General features: G+C 68.0%; 17 protein-coding genes and 1 pseudogene. 7 read left to right on the top strand and 11 right to left on the bottom strand.

Annotated elements, in window-relative coordinates:
* Positions 1 to 23: 23 nt before the first annotated feature.
* Positions 24 to 488 (top strand): annotated as a pseudogene (locus tag ACFV1J_RS00165) (winged helix-turn-helix transcriptional regulator); the annotation flags it as partial.
* Here ACFV1J_RS00165 and ACFV1J_RS00160 read toward each other — a convergent pair.
* Together ACFV1J_RS00160 and ACFV1J_RS00155 are read right to left on the bottom strand one after the other, a co-directional pair.
* A complete protein-coding gene (locus tag ACFV1J_RS00160; RefSeq protein ID WP_385855409.1) occupies positions 430 to 852 on the bottom strand; it encodes a PHP domain-containing protein in 423 nt (140 codons plus the stop codon). The pseudogene ACFV1J_RS00165 and the gene ACFV1J_RS00160 overlap by 59 nt on opposite strands.
* Positions 853 to 1,028: 176 nt before the next feature.
* Positions 1,029 to 2,270, bottom strand: coding sequence for an MFS transporter (locus ACFV1J_RS00155; protein ID WP_385854913.1), 1,242 nt, complete (start codon positions 2,268 to 2,270; stop codon positions 1,029 to 1,031).
* A gap of 788 nt (positions 2,271 to 3,058) precedes the next feature.
* Between ACFV1J_RS00155 and ACFV1J_RS00150 the strand changes: the two genes are divergently transcribed.
* On the top strand, positions 3,059 to 3,838 hold the full coding sequence (locus tag ACFV1J_RS00150; RefSeq protein ID WP_385854912.1) for a hypothetical protein: 780 nt from the start codon (positions 3,059 to 3,061) through the stop codon (positions 3,836 to 3,838).
* Between the two features lie 129 nt (positions 3,839 to 3,967).
* On the opposite strand, the gene ACFV1J_RS00145 is transcribed toward ACFV1J_RS00150, so the two are convergent.
* The 3 genes from ACFV1J_RS00145 to ACFV1J_RS00135 form a co-directional block, all read right to left on the bottom strand.
* Positions 3,968 to 5,821, bottom strand: a complete 1,854-nt coding sequence (locus ACFV1J_RS00145) for an Ig-like domain repeat protein (protein ID WP_385854911.1) — start codon at positions 5,819 to 5,821, stop codon at positions 3,968 to 3,970.
* Between the two features lie 701 nt (positions 5,822 to 6,522).
* Positions 6,523 to 6,978 (bottom strand): YkvA family protein, encoded by a 456-nt coding sequence (locus tag ACFV1J_RS00140; protein ID WP_385854910.1) that lies wholly within the window; start codon positions 6,976 to 6,978, stop codon positions 6,523 to 6,525.
* The gene (locus tag ACFV1J_RS00135) at positions 6,978 to 7,598 is read right to left on the bottom strand and encodes a Chromate resistance protein ChrB (protein ID WP_385854909.1); all 621 of its coding nucleotides are present in this window, start codon (positions 7,596 to 7,598) and stop codon (positions 6,978 to 6,980) included. Before ACFV1J_RS00135 ends, ACFV1J_RS00140 begins: the two co-directional genes overlap by 1 nt.
* 522 nt (positions 7,599 to 8,120) lie before the next feature.
* On the opposite strand from ACFV1J_RS00135, the gene ACFV1J_RS00130 reads away from it, so the two are divergent.
* Both ACFV1J_RS00130 and ACFV1J_RS00125 read left to right on the top strand, forming a co-directional pair.
* Complete coding sequence (locus ACFV1J_RS00130) at positions 8,121 to 8,792, top strand: DUF4142 domain-containing protein (protein ID WP_385854908.1); 672 nt, start codon at positions 8,121 to 8,123, stop codon at positions 8,790 to 8,792.
* Between the two features lie 120 nt (positions 8,793 to 8,912).
* Complete coding sequence (locus ACFV1J_RS00125; protein ID WP_385854907.1) at positions 8,913 to 9,083, top strand: hypothetical protein; 171 nt, start codon at positions 8,913 to 8,915, stop codon at positions 9,081 to 9,083.
* Between the two features lie 57 nt (positions 9,084 to 9,140).
* Here ACFV1J_RS00125 and ACFV1J_RS00120 read toward each other — a convergent pair whose 3' ends face one another.
* From ACFV1J_RS00120 to ACFV1J_RS00110, 3 genes are all read right to left on the bottom strand, one after another.
* Positions 9,141 to 10,424 carry an NPCBM/NEW2 domain-containing protein gene (locus tag ACFV1J_RS00120; protein WP_385854906.1) on the bottom strand — a complete coding sequence of 428 codons (1,284 nt, stop codon included), beginning with the start codon at positions 10,422 to 10,424 and terminating at the stop codon, positions 9,141 to 9,143.
* A 286-nt stretch (positions 10,425 to 10,710) separates the two neighbouring features.
* Positions 10,711 to 11,370 (bottom strand): hypothetical protein, encoded by a 660-nt coding sequence (locus ACFV1J_RS00115; RefSeq protein WP_385854905.1) that lies wholly within the window; start codon positions 11,368 to 11,370, stop codon positions 10,711 to 10,713.
* 126 nt (positions 11,371 to 11,496) lie between these two features.
* Positions 11,497 to 12,468 (bottom strand): GlxA family transcriptional regulator, encoded by a 972-nt coding sequence (locus ACFV1J_RS00110; protein WP_385854904.1) that lies wholly within the window; start codon positions 12,466 to 12,468, stop codon positions 11,497 to 11,499.
* Between the two features lie 125 nt (positions 12,469 to 12,593).
* Here ACFV1J_RS00110 and ACFV1J_RS00105 point away from each other — a divergent pair, with 125 nt between their 5' ends.
* Positions 12,594 to 13,580, top strand: a complete 987-nt coding sequence (locus ACFV1J_RS00105) for an NADP-dependent oxidoreductase (RefSeq protein ID WP_385854903.1) — start codon at positions 12,594 to 12,596, stop codon at positions 13,578 to 13,580.
* Between the two features lie 336 nt (positions 13,581 to 13,916).
* Positions 13,917 to 14,861 carry an NAD(P)H-binding protein gene (locus tag ACFV1J_RS00100; protein ID WP_385854902.1) on the top strand — a complete coding sequence of 315 codons (945 nt, stop codon included), beginning with the start codon at positions 13,917 to 13,919 and terminating at the stop codon, positions 14,859 to 14,861.
* Between the two features lie 174 nt (positions 14,862 to 15,035).
* Here the strand turns inward: ACFV1J_RS00100 and ACFV1J_RS00095 are convergent, their stop codons facing one another.
* Positions 15,036 to 15,968, bottom strand: coding sequence for a zinc-binding dehydrogenase (locus ACFV1J_RS00095; protein WP_385854901.1), 933 nt, complete (start codon positions 15,966 to 15,968; stop codon positions 15,036 to 15,038).
* 106 nt (positions 15,969 to 16,074) lie between these two features.
* Here ACFV1J_RS00095 and ACFV1J_RS00090 point away from each other — a divergent pair, with 106 nt between their 5' ends.
* A complete protein-coding gene (locus ACFV1J_RS00090; protein ID WP_385854900.1) occupies positions 16,075 to 16,671 on the top strand; it encodes a TetR/AcrR family transcriptional regulator in 597 nt (198 codons plus the stop codon).
* A gap of 284 nt (positions 16,672 to 16,955) precedes the next feature.
* Here the strand turns inward: ACFV1J_RS00090 and ACFV1J_RS00085 are convergent, their stop codons facing one another.
* A complete protein-coding gene (locus ACFV1J_RS00085; RefSeq protein WP_385854899.1) occupies positions 16,956 to 17,489 on the bottom strand; it encodes a hypothetical protein in 534 nt (177 codons plus the stop codon).
* A gap of 86 nt (positions 17,490 to 17,575) precedes the next feature.
* Entirely contained in the window at positions 17,576 to 18,169 is a 594-nt protein-coding gene (locus ACFV1J_RS00080; RefSeq protein ID WP_385854898.1) for a hypothetical protein, read from the bottom strand.
* Positions 18,170 to 18,187: the final 18 nt, after the last annotated feature.

Genomic DNA, 18,187 nt, shown 5'->3' with positions numbered 1-18,187 from the left:
GGTACCTCCTGTGTTCGGAATTGATGATCAGAAACATGCTCGGATCCATGGCCGGCGCGCTGTGGGTCAGGTCGTCAGGGCAGGTGCCACAACAGCCGCCTCCGTTTCGATTTCCGAAGCGGTCACCGATGCTAGCGTGTCTGAATTCGAAGCATCAACCCTGGAGAGCTGGACATCCCGACATGGCAACTCCCAGACCTGGCAACCCTGTTCGCGGCTCGACCACCGGCCGCCCCCTCATGGCCGCACTCGATCTGTTCGGGCGGCGGTGGAGTCTGCGCATCCTGTGGGAGCTTCGCGCCGGTCCGCTTGGCTTCCGCCCCTTGCAGAAGCGGTGCGACGACATGTCCTCCAGCGTGATGCGCCAGCGCCTGACCGAACTGCTGGATGCCCAGGTGATTCACCAACTACCGGACAGCCGCTACGAGCTCACCCCGCTGGGACAGGAGGCGCGCCACGCCCTGAACCCCCTCGCCCGCTGGGCGGAACGCTGGGCAGCCACGATCGACCCGCAAGGGGCGGACCACACCGACGACCAGTCCGCCGGCCGCGTCTCACATCCGGACACCGTGGATGACGGAACGCCGGAGAGGGACTCCGCGGACTGACGCCCCGCCTCGGACGGGAGGCGGGGCGGGACCGCCGGGTCACGAGGTTGCCGTGGCTCGGCCGAGCGCCGGGGACAGGCGCGAAACCTCCACCGATCCTCGTGGAAGCAACCGCCAGGTCAACGCCGAAGATCGGGCGCACTCCATGCGCTGCGCACGACTTCGCGAACCGAACGGCCCCGGTGACGTTGTCGCGATCCGTCAGAGCGAGCCACTCCGTGCCCCGCTCGGCGGCTCTCCGCACCAAGGCTTCGGGATGGGATGCGCTTTAGCGCATGGAATAGCCGGACGCTACGTGGAGATGCCCGCTCGCACGGATGCCCTGAGGCGGCATGCGGGGAACGCATCGATATGGCTCGACAAACTCGGCAGCGGTTCGGCGCGAGCAGTCGCGTGCGAGACACACACCGGGCGGTGGCGTCAGACTTCGTGCCGCAATCCACGTACCGAGGGGACCATAAGAGGGCAGAGCGTCAGAACGATCCATAGGAATCCACCGACCAACGCCACACGGGAAGCCCCGAAGACGCTCGCCAATGGAGCGGCTGAGAGTTGTCCCGCCGGGATAGCGATGAAGGACCCCAGATTGTCGTATGAGGAGATGCGCGAAATCATGTTCTTCGGGATCTGCTCCTGCAGCGTGGTTTCCCAGGCGACGCTGTAGAAGCCGAGGCTCAGACCCGCGATGAAAGCGGACGCGGCAAGCCAGTACACGTTCGCCACGAGCCCGAGTGCGATCAGGGGAAGGCCCACCAGCGCCGCACAGGTCTGTGCCACGGGCAACAGGCGTTTGAGAGTAATGCGGTACATCAGCACGGCCATGAGCAGCACGCCGACCGCCTTGACGCTGAGCACGAATCCCCAAGACGTCTCGCCGATCCGCTCCTTGGCGATAAGCGGTCCCAGCACGGTCCAGATGCCGACCTGCACGTAGTTCGCCACGCCGAACGAAGCGACGATCGTCCACACCCAGGTCCGCGACCTGAATTCGGTCCAACCCTCTCGCAGGGACACGAAGACACTCGCCTTGCGAGGCGGCGTGTTACCGGTCACCTTCAACCGAGCCATGCAGATCGCCGCGACGAAGTAGGTGGCGGCATCGAAGGAGATGGCCCAGCCACCGTCCGCGGTGGCCACGATCGTGGCCGCGGCTGTCGGCCCCAGTACCTTCGCGGCGTTCTTCGCCGACCCCAGTACGGAATTCGCACGCTGGATCTGCGGCTTGGGGACGATATCCGGAACGATGCCGCGGAGCGCGGGATTCGTGAAGGCCGCCACCGTGCCGTTGAGGGCTTCCAGCACGATCAGCGAACCAAGGTCGTAGTTTCCCGAGATCAGCAGGAACGCAACGATCGCCTGCGTCAGGGCGGCACCCAGGTTCGAGAGGAGGAGTACCAGACGCCGCGAGAACCGGTCACCGACAACGCCACCGGCCAATGTGAAGACGATGAGCGGGATCGTGTTGGCGGTGAGAACGGCACCCATGTCACCCGCACTGTTCGAGGCGTTGAGCACCGCGAGGGACAGCGCCACGGGAGTCATCGCGCTACCCAGCAGCGAGACAAGCCGACCGGTGAAGAACCACCTGAACGCCGGCAACCCGAATGGACTTCCGACTGCCTCGGCCGGCTCATCCGCTGTGGTTTCGGTTTTCAGGCTCATTCCCTCGTCCTGCTCGATACGGACGGAATCACGGTGGAGAGACGCACGAGCCTACAGCGCCAACTCACATGTGTCACAACGATATTGACCGTTACATGGGCTGCATTTGACGAGGGTGATGCGATGCCTTCCACTGGAAATCTTCCAGACCGTATGCCGCCAATACCGGCTTGACCGGTAGGGCAGCAAAACCGACCGATGGTTCCACACATAGATCGAGCATGGCCAGTCCCTTTTTCCCTGGACTTGTCTCTCCGGTGCATCGACCGCGGGGACTTCGACGAGACGGACGCCGGCGGTGACGTGTGGGACCTCGTCAAGGATGTCGCTGATCGTTCCCCCTCGGACGCCGCGCGGCTGCTCGGCGCCTTCCTGCAACGCCAATTGCGGCGAGCTCAGGCCGCAGGGCACGGCGATCCGTTCTCTTCCGGGCATCTACCCACCCCCGCAACGTCAGGCGCCAGTACCGCCATCGACGACATTGCCGGGGCAGCTCCCCAGGCATTCCTCCAACATGTGCTGCCTTTCGTCATGCCAGTTGCGGAGGCAAGCGCCGCGGCCCACCCGGTTTGCTGGCGGACTGCGCTACCGATCCGGACCCCGAACGCGAGGCCGCCCGAACCGACGACGGCCAGGGCCAGCAGTTCTCCAACGGAGACTTCCTCACCGCAGGGCTCAACTCCACTCGCGGACGGGCAGCCCTCACAGCGGCCGCCATCCTCTTCGCAGGAGACGCCCATGCAGGACGTCTGCTGCCAGTCATCGAGTCCCTCGTTCAGGATCCCATCATGGCAGTACGGGTATGTGCCGCCGAGTCGGTGATGGCATTGCTGCGTCACAGGCGTTCTGCCGCCCTCGACCTCGCCGCGCAGCTCTTCGCTGACGCTCCCGCCGACATCCACGGTGCCCGCAGCTGCCACGAGCTCCTCACCTACGTCATGCTCAGTGACGCTGAGCGATTCGCCCCCGAGCTGGTACGAGTCCTCGCCGGCCCAGAATCGGCAGCTCACTATGCCGGGGCAAGCTGGTCCGTCCTCGTGATGCAAGACAAGCTCCCAGCTGGCCTGCCCGCAGACGTTCAACGCCTTCCTCCTGCGGCGCGGCATGGGGCTGCAAAGATGGCCGCGAGCGACGTCGCCTATGGTGCGCCGCTCCTGAAACGGTTGTTTCACGACCGGGAAAAGTCAGTACGCCAGGCAGCTTCCCGTGCCATGCGGAAAGTCGATTCCCTGCCTCGGCATGAGGCCGATGACCTCATCACCGCATTCCTGACCAGCCCCGCCTTCTCCGAACATCTCCGAGAACTGGCCCATGCACTGGCCAAAACGCCCCATCGCCTACCGTCCCGGACCGTGCATGCGTGCCAAGCCATTGCGCGCGCGGCCGAGGACCAAGCCGCGGCCGGGAAGCGCGGTTACGCGTTGCTCCAGCGGTACCTCATTGAGATCGTCCTGCGTCTGTACCGCCAGGGCGGAGCCACCACGCGAGCCCAGTGCCTCGACATCATCGACAGCCTCTACCGTGGCGGCGCCCATGGGTTGAGGGATGCACTCGCTGGGGCACGCTGAGTGCCGACGGACCACACGTGTCGCCGAACCCCTCAACTGGTCGGCCAGCTCGTTCAGTTGGGCCACGATGGTTCCTCCAGGCACAGCAGACCAGGTGACCTGCGGTTATCGAAGCCGATGAGATCAGACCTAGAGGGGGATGAACAGCAGGATGCCGTGGGCGGTGGCGGGGGTGTAGCAGGCAGTGCCGGGGAAGGTGGCGGTGTAGAAGGGGGTGGCGATGGCGAAGACGGGGACGATGGCGTTGTGGAGGGTGGCGGTGCCGTTGGCGTCGGTGAGGGCGGTGCCGAGGTTGACCGGGCCGAAGAGCGTGGTGGCGGTGAAGGTCACCGGCTGACCGACCACCGGCATCCCCGAGGTGGTCGTCAGGGTGGCGCTGAGGGTGGGGATGTAGTACTCGGGCAGCGGGGTCAGCCGGAGCCGGATCGTGCCTGGCTGCGCGGTCAGTGTCGTGGGGCTGGGGTTCACGGTGACCAAGGTGCTGGTGGTGGAGACGGTGAAGCAGCTGTCACCGCTGTAGGCGGCGGTGAGGGTGCCGGTGGTCAGGGCGGTGGTGGTGAAGCAGGCCTGGCCCGATGCGTTGACGGAGACCACCTGGGTCTGGCTGTTGGGGAGGGTGAAGGTGACCGTGCCGGTCGGCACTGAGGTGGTGGCCGGTGCCGGGGTGATGGTGGCGCACACGGTCACGCTCTGCCCGCAGGTGGAGGGGTTCGGCGTCACCGACAGCGTCGTCGTTGTGGGGTTGGGGCTCACGGTGACGGGGGTGGGGTTGCCGTTCACGGTCGCGGTGAACGAACCGGCGGTGTAGGTGTGGGTGGTCTGCCCGCTCCCCGTGGCGTCCAGGGGGACGGTGACCGTGGGGCTCGCGTCCCCGAAGTTCACCACCGCTGTCCCGCTCGGAGTCCCCCCGGAGATGTTGAACGTCACCGGTTGTCCACACACCGGCGATGCCGGCGAGGTCGTCACCGTCAACGGGGAAATCTCCGTCACGTTGGCCGAATTGGCGTTGCTGACGTAGACGTTGCTGTTCTGCGCCGCCGCCACCGAGAACGGGAACGCGCCGACGGGGACGGTGGCCAGGACGGTGTTCGTGGCGCTGCTGATCACCGTCACGTTGTTGGAATTGCTGTTGCCGACGTAGACGTTGCCGGTCGGCGCCACCGCCACCCCGAACGGGCCCCCGCCGGTGGGGACGGTGGCCAGGACCGTGTTCGTGGCGCTGCTGATCACCGTCACGTTGTTCGAAACGGTGTTGGTGACGTAGACGTTGCCGTTCGGCGCCACCGCAATCACCCCCGGGACCGAGCCGGCGGGGACGGTGGCCACGACCGTGTTGGTGGCGCTGTCGATCACTGTCACGTTGTTCGAGGTCTGGTTGGCGATGTAGACGTTGCCGTTCTGCGCCACCGCCGCATAGCCCGGGAAACCACCGGTGGGGAGGGTGGTCAGGACGGTGTTCGTGGCGCTGCTGATCACCGTCACGGTGTTGGCGTTCCGGTTGGCGACGTAGACGTTGCCGTTCGCCGCCACCGCCACCGCGTCCGGGACCGCGCCGACGGGGACGGTGGCCAGGACCGTGTTCGTGGCGCTGCTGATCACCGTCACGTTGTTGGAGGTGCTGTTGGCGACGTAGACGTTGCCGTTCGGCGCCACCGCCAGTGCGAACGGGCCCCCGCCGGTGGGGACGGTGGCCAGGACGGTGTTCGTCGCGCTGCTGATCACCGTCACGTTGTTGGAGCTCTGGTTGGTGACGTAGACGTTGCCGTTCTGCGCCACCGCAATCATGGCCGGGTCTGAGCCGGCGGGGACGGTGGCCAGGACGGTGTTCGTGGTGCTGCTGATCACCGTCACGTTGGCCGAATTGGCGTTGCCGACGTAGACGTTGCCGTTCTGTGCCACCGCCACCGCCAGCGGGGTCGTGCCCGCCGGGATCGTCACCGTGGAGAACGCCGCACTGAACGGCGCGGCCACAAGCCCCCGCACGGCGGCCGTCCCAGACCCACTGGCCGGTACAACCGGCCGAACCCCGCCGGCTACCGCCGGAGCTCCCCACCAACCCGTAGTCGGTTCCATGGCAAACCTCTCTCAGCTGAGAGGGCCACCCGAGAACTCCCACCGGGGCCCGCGTCGCACGGCGCCGGCATACGCGAACCGGATCACCACGTGCACACCGGGACAAAGAGAGGACACACCGACACGTACCGCGCGCCGGCACACCGGCACACCGCAGGGTTGCCCATCTCTCCCCGGAGAGATGGGCAACCCACCGGAAAACGGTCACCACCATTAACCCGAAATGGCCAATGGAACACCACCGTCTTGACCCGACTATCACCCGGACAGACCAACACGCGGCCCAACCCGGGCACGCCCTACGGGAGGACGAACTGCCACGCAATGTGGCCCGGAACGTGGAGCTGAGCAGGGGGACGAGGCGAGAGATGGAGCCGCCGACCGTGAAGGAGGACGAACCTGACAGGCGGCCGACTCGACGGTCACGTCACGGTCGAAGCCTTCTCGCCGCTGCACGCCGCCACTTAGCCGCTCGCTCGACCGGTCCCCCGCCATTGACGCACACCGCTCCGGCGCGGACGAGGACGTCCGCCCAACAGCGGTGGTGGCGGGCGGTCAACGCGCCCCACCTCACACCAGGTAGAGCTCACCGAGGTCAACCTCGGCCGGGTCTACCGCCGGTCCGGGTCGGTGGTGGCGCCGGTTCCGTCGGCGGCCCGGTGGAGTCCGGTCAGGCGGGCCAGGGCGGTGAAGCCGTCGTCGGTGCCGGACCAGTGAGCGCGGACCGCCTCGATCCCGGCCCGTCGTACGACGCCGCGCAGGACGAAGGCGACGATGACGGCGTCGTCGGCGTAGCCGATGACGGGCAGAAAGTCGGGGATCAGGTCGATCGGCAGGGCCAGGTAGACCATCAACAGGCCGAGTCGGAGCCGTACGCCCCGAGGCAGTTTTTTGTCAGCGGCCAGGCGGCGCAGCAGCCGTAGTAGGTCAGGTAGCAGGCGTATGGCCTCGGCGAGTAGGGCGCCCTTGGGGCGGATCAGCAGCAGTGTGATCAGCAGGGCCAGCCATGCGGCGAGCAGGCCCGCGCCGAGCGCGATCAGTAGGTCCCACCACATGGGGTGCTCCATCACTCGACGGTGCTGCGCAGCCGCGCCGATGCGGGCAGCGCGTGCGCGGAGCGGCCTGTGGGGTGGTCGCCGGCCTGTGCGGCGATCGCCGCGTCCTCGAAGGCGGCCAGCGCGGCCCGGCACCGTTCGACCGCTTCCCGTGCCGCCGGGGCGCCCGGGGCGTCGAAGTAGTCGCGGGCGGCGATCTTCGCGAGCCACTTCTCGAACCGTTCCAGGTCCGCCTCTGACTCCTCCACTTCCGCGTAGGTGGCGTTGCCGCGGGCGGTCTCTCGTTCCAGTTCCTCAAGGAGTTCCGGGGCCCGCTCGACGACCTCGCCGTACTCGGTGTCCCGCTCGGCATTGAACTCGCCGACCAGTTGGGCGTATTCGGCGTCGTCCGCGATGTCCACCGTCAGTTGACGGGCGGTACCGCCATCGGCCCGTACCGAGGCGAGCAGCCGTGCCACCTGGCGGCGCACCGGTTCGCGATCCGGCAACAGGCACACCGACTGCTGGAGGTACAGCGCGCCCAGCGAGCGCAGCTTGCGCCACACCCGCACCCGCGTCGCCGTCGGGGCGTCGGCCGTGCTCACCGATACCAGCAGGAATCGCGCCCGACCCACTGTCGTCTTGGCACTCATGCAACGACCGTAACATCAGACCGAAACGCAGACTACGGGCAGCCGCCCTACGGCAGATCCGGCGGGCTGAGCGCGCCGAACGCCCGGTAGGCCCCACCATCGGCGCTGGAAGGGGTGTGCGTCATCGGCGCGGACTCACCCAGTGCGGCGAGGATGCGCGGACGGTGTGGGCGAAGGGCGGTTCGGGGTCCGTCAGGGCGAAGGCGAGGTGGCCGAATGGCCGAAGACCTCCACGGCCACGGCGTCGTACACGCGGGCCCAGACATTCGGTGGCACCTCTGACCGGTCCCCGGTCCGCGTTCACCAGCACGGGGGAATCCGTCCCGCATCGGCAGAGCCAGCTCCCGTGCGCACGGCGCGGAGAGCGGGATCGTAGTTCACGCGCACCGCCCGACGGCCGGATTTGAGCATCGTCGCTCAAACCGCTTCATTGCCCAGTGCAACGGTTAGCGTGGCACCGCCCACCCTCGCCCGGACGGCGGCGCCCGTCGGCAATCCGTCGTGCGCAATCCAGGAGGCACGATGACATCTCACGCGCGAAGCCCCCGGCCCACCTCGAACCGCGGCCGCCTGATAGCCGCCGCACTCGCCCTCACCACAGTTATCGCTGCCGTGTCCGTGTGGCTGTGGCAGCGGAACGGCTCTGCCGACGAGTCCGTCTCTGCCGATCTGCCGGCCGCGAGCGCGGCCCTGGCCGGCCCTCGTGGGGGCAACACCGGCACGGTCACCGCATTGGACAAGACCTTCCTCACCAAGGTCCGGCAGGCCGGCCTGTGGGAGATGCCGGCGGGCCGGCTCGCCCAGACACACGCATCGAGCGAAGCCATCAAGCGCGCCGGTATGCATCTGCTCGAAGGGCACAGCAAGCTCGACCAACTGGCCCGTGAGGACTCCGAGGCGCTGAACGTGCCCATCCCCGACCAGGCCACCGCCGAACAACAGGGCTGGGTGGACCAGTTGAAGAACGCCCGGGGCCAGGCATTCGACCAGCTCTTCGTGGACCTGCTGCGTGCTTCCCACGGCAAGATCTTCATCACCATCGGCGAGGTGCGCGCCACGACCAAGAACTCGCTGATCCGGCGACTGGCCACACAAACCAACAACACCGTCCAGGACCATATGGACGTTCTGGAGGACACCGGACTCGTCAAGGACGCCACCCTCGACGAGGTCGCCTCGACCATTCCCAAATGACGGTGGCGGCCGAGACCGGCCAGTTCGCCAACTCCCCTGGGCCGTTCGCTCCCTGACGCGCAGTCATATGGTGATCGTGGAGAACGTGCCCGTGCCCGTGCCCGTGATCGAGCTCGTGCCGTGCTCGTGCTCGTGATCGTGATCGTGCTCGTGCTCGTGCTCGTGCTCGTGCTCGTGCTCGTGCTCGTGCTCGTGCCCGTGATCGTGAACACTTGCTACGCCGGGCCGATCGCGGACGAACTGCAGTCCCGCTACACCGAGATCGTGCGCGGTCGGCGGCGCGGTTGTTAGCTCGATGGCCTGGTTGCCTGCGGCCACGACCAGCCGGTGCCGGTCGGACGCGACCGCTCAGCGGCAGGTGATGAGGGGTCCGGCCCAGTCGGCGTGGTCGGAGTTGTTGCCGTTGCCTCCGTCGGTGACCACGAGCCGCATCTCGCTGCCGCCGGTCAGGTCTGCGGTGAGGTGCTTCGCGGGCTGGTCGACCGTCATCAGCCCGCTGTCGGCGACCTTCGTGCCGTCCCGGTAGATCTGGAAGACCACTGAGCCGTTTGCGCCCACCTCGTCGTCGATGCCCACGTCCACACTGAGGGCGGAGCAGGCGCCGCCGAGGTGGTAGGTGATCTCGCTGAAGGCGTGGGCCCCCAGCCCTTCGGTGTAGCTGGTTCCCTGGATGGTAATGGGGTGTCCGTCGATGCTGCGGTTCAGCCTTACCGGCCCCCAGCCGTTCTTGCTGGAGGTCCACGGCCGGGTGTTCAACGAGGTGATACGGGCGGGCGACGGCTTGTCCTCGGAGCCCGGGCGCCCGGAAGGCGACGGCTTCGCGGAGGACGAGGGCCGGGAACTCGGACGCTTCGACGCCGTGGTGGGGGTGGGGGACGGGGAGCCCGACGCCGAGCCGGAGGCGGTCGCCGAGCCGCTGGGCGAAGCCGTCGGCGGGTGGTCCGGAGTGGTTGCCGATGAGTGACCGGACCGTTCGGGGCTGCCGGCCGAGGCGTCGTGGCGCGCCGGTCCGAGCAGGGTGCCGGCGGATATGGCACCGCCGGCCAGGACAGTCACGGCAACGGCGAGCACGGCGATGCGCGCCGGTGAGAATCGGGACGCCTGGGCAACGCGCGGCTCGGCGGACGGCTTCACCGTCGAAGGGGGCACAGCGACGGCGGGTTCGCCGCCGGTGGCAGGCTCGCCTTCGCTGTCGAAAGGATCGGGTCCCTCCCCTGACTGGTGGGCCAGCCAGGACTCGAAGTTGTCGCGCAGTTCGGCGTTCCGGGAATTCTGGTGCCAGACGGCGGCGGTGTGGCGTACCTCCGCCAGCAGCCGGTCCCGCCATACGGCATCAGGCCCCTCCGCCGGCTCTTGGGAGTGCAGGACGCCGTCGATGGCTTCCTTCGCCAGATCCGCCGCGGCCTGGGAGGATCTGCAGCAGGTGCGGGCGTAGGCCAGTACGGCGGCGTAGTGCCGGTGGTGAAACTCGTCGAGGGATTCCTCGGCCGTCTCCGCTGTGCCGTCCGGAGCCGGTCCGCCATACGGATCAGCCGCCGCCCGGCTTCCGGGCCGGGCTGCCGCACGGATGCGCCGCACCAGGTCGGTGTCGGAAGGGGTTGACCCACCGATGGTGTCGAATTGCTCATGCATGATTGGGCTACTGACCCTTCAACGTCTGACGTTGAGTGAAAATACCGCAGGGTGGGTGTGGAGACGTGTGTGATGGCTGGCCGTGTGCCGAAGTCCTCACTGTGGGGGCCTGGGTCGAAAGCAGGGCCCAGCGGCGGTCAGTTGGTCTGTCGGCCGGCACGGCTGCGCTACCCCGGTCGTCTGCAAGTTGGCCGCCCAGCAGCAGAACTCCACCGGCACAAGATGACTGGCCTCCACCACCACAGGCACGATCGGGGGTGGCGGCCAGTCGTCTTGTGCCGGTGTCTCAGACCATGGGGATCACCACCGCCGGGAGGTCGCCGGCCTCCACGGCGGCCTGGTCGATCGACAGTCCGCAATAGGCGCCAACGGCGGTGAACACCGCCGCAGGGAGCAGCTCCCTGCGCTCCTCGTACTCCGCCTCCGCCGCCGCCGTGGCGCTGTCCGGCCTGGGTCCGATCAACGCGCCCGCCTCACGCAGCGCCGCATCCAGGGCGGACCCCTCGCCGGTGTCCTCCCCGAACTCGGCGCGCACGACACGTTCGTAGCCCGGCAGGTGGATGGTCACGGGCGGAGGGCTCCACCAGTTCAACGTCACGCAGACGATCTCCTGGCCCGGACCCGGCCACATCGACTCGGCCTTGCGGAAGCCGGTCGACCACGTGGACATCCCCCAGTCCTCCAGCACATACACCCACTCCCCGCACGTCCCGTACATCGCGTAGTTGGTGCCGGCCGGGGGTCCGCCCACCGACGCGGCGAGATCCCTGTACGGGATCCGTTCGGCCAACTCGTCCAGGTCGGCGCCCAGGTTGATCAGGAATGCGTCCTGCTCGATGCCACGGGCGCAGGTCAGCGAGATCCCGCCGCGCATTCCCGGCAGGGTGCCGTCCTTCTCCGTGGTGCTGTGTGCGCCTATCCAGGCGATCCCGGTCTGATCACTCACGAGGATGTGTCCTTCAACAGCGGTTATGAGTGTGCTGGTTGAACGTACAGCGCTGATGGGGCCGCCGATTGGGGCCCGCCGCCTGACTTGGGTTCTGGGCAGGGTCTCCCAGCTGTCTTGTTGGGGTCAGCCGGCTGTCTGTTGGGGGCGGAAGGTGCGGCGGTACGCCTGGGGGCTGACGCCGATGGTGGCGTGGAGGTGTTGGCGCAGGGAGGCACCTGTGCCGAATCCGGACCGGTGGGCGACCAGGTCGATCGGCCAGTCGGTGGTCTCCAACAAGTGGCGTGCGAGGTCGACGCGTTGGCGGGTGAGCCACTGTCCGGGCGTGGTACCGACTTCGTCGCGGAAGCGGCGGCTGAAGGTGCGGACGCTCATGTTGGTGTGGGCGGCGAGGCCGGCCAGGGTGAGCGGTTCGGCCAGGTGCCGCATGGCCCATGCCCGGGTGGTGGCCGTGCTGCCGGTGGACGGGTCGGGGACGGGGCGCTGGATGTACTGGGCCTGGCCGCCGTCGCGCCACGGCGGTACGACGCAGGAGCGGGCGACCTCGTTGGCGATGTGGCTGCCATGGTCGCGGCGGACGAGGTGCAGACACAGGTCGATGCCCGCGGCGACTCCGGCGGAGGTGAGGACATCACCGTCGTCGACGTAGAGGACGTCGGGGTCGATGCGGGTGCGGGTGAACATCCGCTGGAGCCGGTCGGCTTCGCGCCAGTGGGTGGTGGCGGGACGGCCGTCGAGCAGGCCGGCGGCGGCCAGGACGTAGGTGCCGGTACAGATCGCGACGATCCTCGTTCCGGGGCGGATGGCGGCCAGGGCATGCCGCAGCGGGCCGGGCAGACGGCCCTCCTCCCGGATCGGTCCCAGTCGGTGAGAGGGCGGGACGACGATGGTGTCGACGGTGGCCAGCAGGGAGGCGTCGTGGGCGACGGCGAGGTCGTAGTCGCCCTCGGCGCGCACAGGACCGCCGTCCAGGCTGCAGGTGGCCACGGAGTACAGCGGGTTGCCGTCCCGGTCGCGGGCGGCGTTGAAGATACGGGCGGGGATGCCGAGCTCGAAGGGGACGACGCCCTCCAGGGCCAGAACGCCAACACGGTGCATGGCCAGATCCTTTCAGTGCCTGGCCATCACGCCACCACCAGGGGCGTTGCCGACCGGCCAGTCTGGGGCCGTGTCGGGACCACCGGCACGAGAACCCGCTACGCCCCCGGAGAAGGAACGCCTTCATGACCCAGCCCAGCACCACCCCTTCGACCATGCGCGCCGTGTCCCAGGACAGGGCCGGAGCCCCCGACGTCCTCAAGGTCGTCGAGACCGAGCGACCGGAGCCGGGCCGGGGCGAGATCCTGGTCCGTGTGCGCGCGGCGGGCGTGAACCCCGCCGACTGGAAGACCCGCGAGCGCGGCGTGTTCGCCACCGGAGCGACACCTCCCTTCATCCTCGGCTTCGACGTGGCCGGAGCCGTCGAGGCCGTCGGCGCCGGCGTGACGATCTTCCAGCCCGGCGACGAGGTGTTCGGGATGCCTCGCTTCCCGTACCCGGCGGGCGCGTATGCCGAGTACGTCACGGCACCGGCCCGCCACTTCGCCCCGCGCCCACGCGGCCTCGACCCCATCCAGGCCGGCGCCATGCCGCTGGCCGCGCTCACCGCCTGGCAGGCCCTGGTCGACACCGCTCATGTCCAGCCGGGGCAGCGCGTGCTGATCCATGCCGCGGCCGGCGGTGTCGGTCACCTGGCCGTACAGATCGCCAAGGCCCGCGGCGCGTACGTCATCGCCACCGCCAGCGCCGCCAAGCACGACCTGCTGCGCACGTTCGGTGCCGACGAGCTCATCGACTACCGAACCCAGGACGTCGCCGGCACCGTCCGCGACGTCGATGTCGCCCTCGACAGCATCGGCGGTCCCAACTGGACACGCTCCCTGCGCACCCTGCGCCGGGGCGGCATCCTCATCTCCCTGCTGCCGCCGGACGACACCTTCCCCCTCCAGCAGGCGGAGAAGGCCGGCGTACAAGCGGTGTTCATGCTCGTCGAACCCGACCAGCAGGGGCTGCGCGAGATCAGCGCCCTGGTCGAGGACGGCCGCCTGCGGGTGATCGTCGACGCGGCGTGCCCCCTCGAACAGGCCGCCGAGGCCCACGCGTTGGGCGAAACCGGCCGCACCACGGGGAAGATCGTCCTGACGGTCGCACCCGGCCCCGAGCAGCCCTGAGGCCCCCTCCCGGAGCGTGCCGGGAACGGCGGTCCACTGATCTGGGAGACACCGCCGAGTCACTGACGCTTCTTACTGACGTTCTTACGGGCGTTGCTTACGGGCGGCGTTGCTTACTGATGTTTCGCCATGCATGCGGCGGGAGACTAGAGCTGCTCCCCCGCTGCGTGCCATTCTCGCCGCCGTGGCCGGCCTGCCTGCCTGCCTGCCTGCCTGGTAGGACAGCTGGGTTCGTCGGTCGGTTCAACGTGCGGCCTGCTGGCCTCTCGTAGTGATGCCTCGTAGTGAGCGTCGTGGTGAGTCGTCCCGTGAGCAGTGACGATCGGAAGGAGCATTGTGGCGATCTTGGTGACCGGAGCCACCGGTAATGTGGGCCGGAACGTGGTCCGGCAACTCGTTGGGTCCGGCGCGGAGGTGCGGGCTCTGACCCGCAGTCCACACACGGCGGGATTCCCGGAGGCCGTACGCGTGGTTGCAGGCGATCTCTTGCAACCGGAGTCGCTCGCCGACGCGTTGAAGGGCGTCGACCGGATGTATCTCTTCCCGGTCGCGGAAACGGCACGGGAAGTGGTTGCCTTGGCACGACAGGCCGGCGTGCGCCGTATCGTGGTGCTCTCCTCCGGAGCTGTCACGACGGGCTTCGACAACGACTTCCACGTGCCGGTCGAGCGGGCCGTAGAAGAGTCGGGCCTGGAGTGGACGCATGTGCGCCCCGGCGAGTTCGCGCTGAACAAGCTGGCCCTGTGGGGCCCCTCCATCCGTGCCGAGGGTGTGGTACGCGACCCCAACCCCGAAGTGGCCTGGTACCCGGTGCATGAGCAGGACATCGCCGATGTCGCGACCCTGGCTCTGTTGGAGGACGGACACTGCGGACGGGCTTACACCCTCAACGGCCCCGAAATGCTGTCGCATCGTCGACAGGTCGAACTGATCGCCGAGGCCATCGGACGTCCGATCCGTTGTGAAGTCGTCAGCCGGGAAGAGGCACGGGAGAACTACCGCAGGCAAGGCGGATTCGCCGCGGCGAACGCGGACTTCCTGCTCGGTTTCGAGGACTATTCAGGCGGCCAGACGGACCTACAGGCACTCCAGGAATCCGACCCGGCGAAGGAATTCGATCCGACGAAGGAATCCGATCCGACGACGGAATTCGATCCGACGGCGGAATTCGATCCGACGGCGGCTGGTCCGATGCCCACAGCCGAGGAGGCCACTGGGGCCCCGGCTCGCACCTTCGCCCAGTGGGCACACGACCATGCCCGGGAGTTTCTCCCCGACTGACGCTTTCACGCGGCGCACCGGCCCTTTCGGCGCACCGGACCTTTCGAAGGCGCATGACGCTGCGGCGAAGTCAACAGGCTCCGAACGCGACGACCACCGGAGTCTGCAACCTCCGCCGGCGTCGTACAGCACGTACAGCACCGGCGGAGGTGATGACGACGTCACACCGGCCGGTTACTCAAGGTCGAGGACGGCTTTGCCGTGGAGGCGGCGGTCGAGCAGAACCTGTACTGCCTCGGCGTGGCGAGTCCACGACCCGCGCCAGCTGATGCCTGGGTCGAGGCGGCCGGCGGCGATCTCTCCGGCCAGCCAGGTCAGATCCGCCGAGAAGTCGGTGCTGGGGTCGGCGAAGAGGAAGAAAGTGCGGATCGACCGGTCGTGCCGTCCCTCGGTGCCCAGCAGGGCCTCCGGTGACAGCATCGCGTCGACCTCGGAGGAGCGGCCCACGCTGAAGAGGGTGCCGCCGGCCGACAGGGAGGCGAAGGCATCGACGAGGTGCGGTCCGCCGACGTTGTCGAGAACGGCCGACACGGGCTGCTCCACGGCGGCCGGCTCGGGGTGGACCTCGTGGGCGCCCAGGGCTCGCAGCCCGTCCGCCTGGGCGGGATTCCGGCTGATGGCAACGACGTGCGCGCCCGCGCGGGCGGCCAACTGGACGGCGTAACGGCCGACGCCGCCGGAAGCACCGGTGACCATCACGCGGCGACCGAGGAGCGATCCCATCCGGCGCAGTACGTGCAGGGCGCTCAGGCCGGCCACGGGGACGGTGCTCAGTGCGCCGGGATCGGCGTCCTTCGGCGCGGTGCCGAGCAGGGCGGCGGGTGTGGCCCGCAATTCGGCCCAGCCGGTCTCGCCGACGGTGACGACCCTCTCTCCTTCGGCCGGACCCGAGCCGTCGGCGGCCGCCTGGACGACCACGCCGGCCGCGTCCCAGCCGAGCACAGTGCCGTCCGGCATCTCGGGACGGGTCGCCTCAAGGACCTCTCCGAAGTTCAGCGAGACCGCCTCGACCCGTACGAGCGCCTCGTGGGCGGCGGGCCGGGGAGCGGGGACGTCCGTCAGTGACAGGTGGCCGGGTGAGGTGTGGTCGACGACGAGTGCGCGCACAGGAATATCCCTCTCAATGAGTGCCACAGGGCTGTAGTGCCACAGTGTGGCGTTTGCTCCAGTAGAGCATACGCGCGAGCTTGGCGTACTTGGTAAAGTGCTCGTGATGAACACCTCCGAACAGCCCGTCACCTTGCGCGAACGCAAGAAGCAGCGCACTCGCCAGGCGCTGGTCGATACCGCCGTCACGCTCTTCGGTGAGCGCGGATTCGACAGCACGCCGCTGGACGCGCTGCTGGATCAGGTGGAGGTGTCCCGGCGGACCTTCTTTCGCAACTTCCGCTCCAAGGAGGACGTGGCGCTCACCGCCGTCAAGGAGCTCTGGGACGTCTACCTGGAAGTCCTGGACGGCACCGCGAAGTCCGGGCCGCTGGCCGACGTCCTCCTGGGCGCCATGCTGACCACTCTGGAGCGCATGGACGAGGACTGGTACCGGCGCTTCCCGCTCACGCTCCGACTGATCGCCGACTCACCCGCACTCGACGGGTACACGCTGCGGCACTGCGCCGAGGTCCAGGCCGAGATCGCGCGCCGATTCGACGGCCAGAACCCTCTCGAACTGCGGCTCCTCATCGAGTTCTTCGTGGCCGCCTGGCGCTGCGCCCTGGATGAATGGCTGCCCGACTGCACACCGGGCGCACTTCCCACGCTCTTGCGCCGGTCCTGCTCCTCCATGAACGCCGCCCTCGGCCTGGAGGCGTGAGCGCGTTCCGTGCACCGCACCGACCGTGCTCATCGACCAGCGCGGCACCGAAGCGGGGCGCCCTTCTCGTTCCCCCCAGGATCAGCCGAGCCTGGCGTGTCGGCGAAGGAGGTACTGGCTTTCGCAAGCGCACTGCCCCACCAACAGGCCAGCTCAACTCGCCGCATGCCCGCATGCCCGCATGCCCGCAAGCCCGCAAGCCCGCAAGCCCGCAAGCCCGCAAGCCCGCAAGCCCGCAAGCCCGCAAGCCCGCAAGCCCGCAAGCCCGCAAGAGCCTGACGCAGTCAGTCAAGCTTCGCGAGGATCGACCGCGTCAGGTCCAGCGTGTGCCGTAGTTGGTAGCTCCTGCTCCCCGACCCGCCCTCATACATGATGAAGACTTCGTCGTCGCCATGAAGGACATGGACGGTGCTGGCGTTCGGCAGTGAACCGACACCCGACTTATTGCGCACGGCGGAGATCCAACCGCACATCTGATCACCGAACTCGGCCGTTTCGGACGGCTTGATCAGGTCCTCCGCCTTCATTTCCCTACGCGACTTCAGCTTCCGGCACAGGTCGGTGTAGCTTTCCTCGCTGTCTTCGTTCCGCGAGAGTTCGATGTTGAGTCTGAAGTCACCGGAGGGCGACTTGGATTTGCAATAGGCGAGGTCGGTCCCGATCTTGTCGGGCAGCGTCTTGGGGTCTGGGACGTACTTGGCGAGCGTCTCCTTGCCGAGAGCGGCGCAAAGGTCGTCCGGCACCTCTTCCAGTCGGCCTTTCGGCCACACGAGTACGATTCCGGCGATGACGACCACCGCCCCGGCTGCGAGCGGCATCCACTTGCGTCGGTCTCGGAGGAAGGGTGTCCCGGTCCGGGACGGATTGCCGGATCCTGCTGGCGTTGCCATACGTGAGTCTCCCGTTATCGAACTTTGGCGAGTACCCGCCGCGTCAGCTCCAACGCGCGCGGCAGGATGTCCTTTCGGTCCCCGGCTCGAAGCTTGTAGCTGACATCGAGCAGGTCACCACCCCGGGCGACATAGAACATCGCGCCGCGGTCGTACTGATCGATGTCGACGACGCCACACATGTGGTCGCCGAACTCGGCTGTTTCGGTGGGCCCTATGACGTGGGCATCCTCGTGGGTCCATCTCATCTGCCGGCAGAATTTGGGGAGGAGTGGATCAGCACGGCCCAGTCCTCGCGAAAGAGAGATGTTGAGGAAGACGTCACCGGACGGCGAACGGGCAGTGCAATTGACGTAGCCCATCGGCGTGTCCGCGCTGTGGCGCAGCTCGGCACTCGGGACGTACTTGGCGAGCGTCTCCTCGCCGATGAACGAGCAGAAGTCGTCCGGCACCTTCGGGCCGGCCTCCGGCGCACCCTTCGGCCATACCAGGACGGCTCCGGTGACGATGACGGCCAGGCCGATGACGAAAGCGATCCAGTTGCGCCGATCTCGCAGAATGGGTGTCCGAGACGGGGTCGGTGGGACGGCATCTGGTGGTGTGGTCACGCGTGAGCTCCCTCTTTG

This window comes from Streptomyces sp. NPDC059649 (assembly GCF_042734445.1).
Lineage (GTDB): Bacteria > Actinomycetota > Actinomycetes > Streptomycetales > Streptomycetaceae > Streptomyces.
Note: the sequence above shows the minus strand (reverse complement) of the source record. Positions and strands in the feature narration are given on the sequence as shown.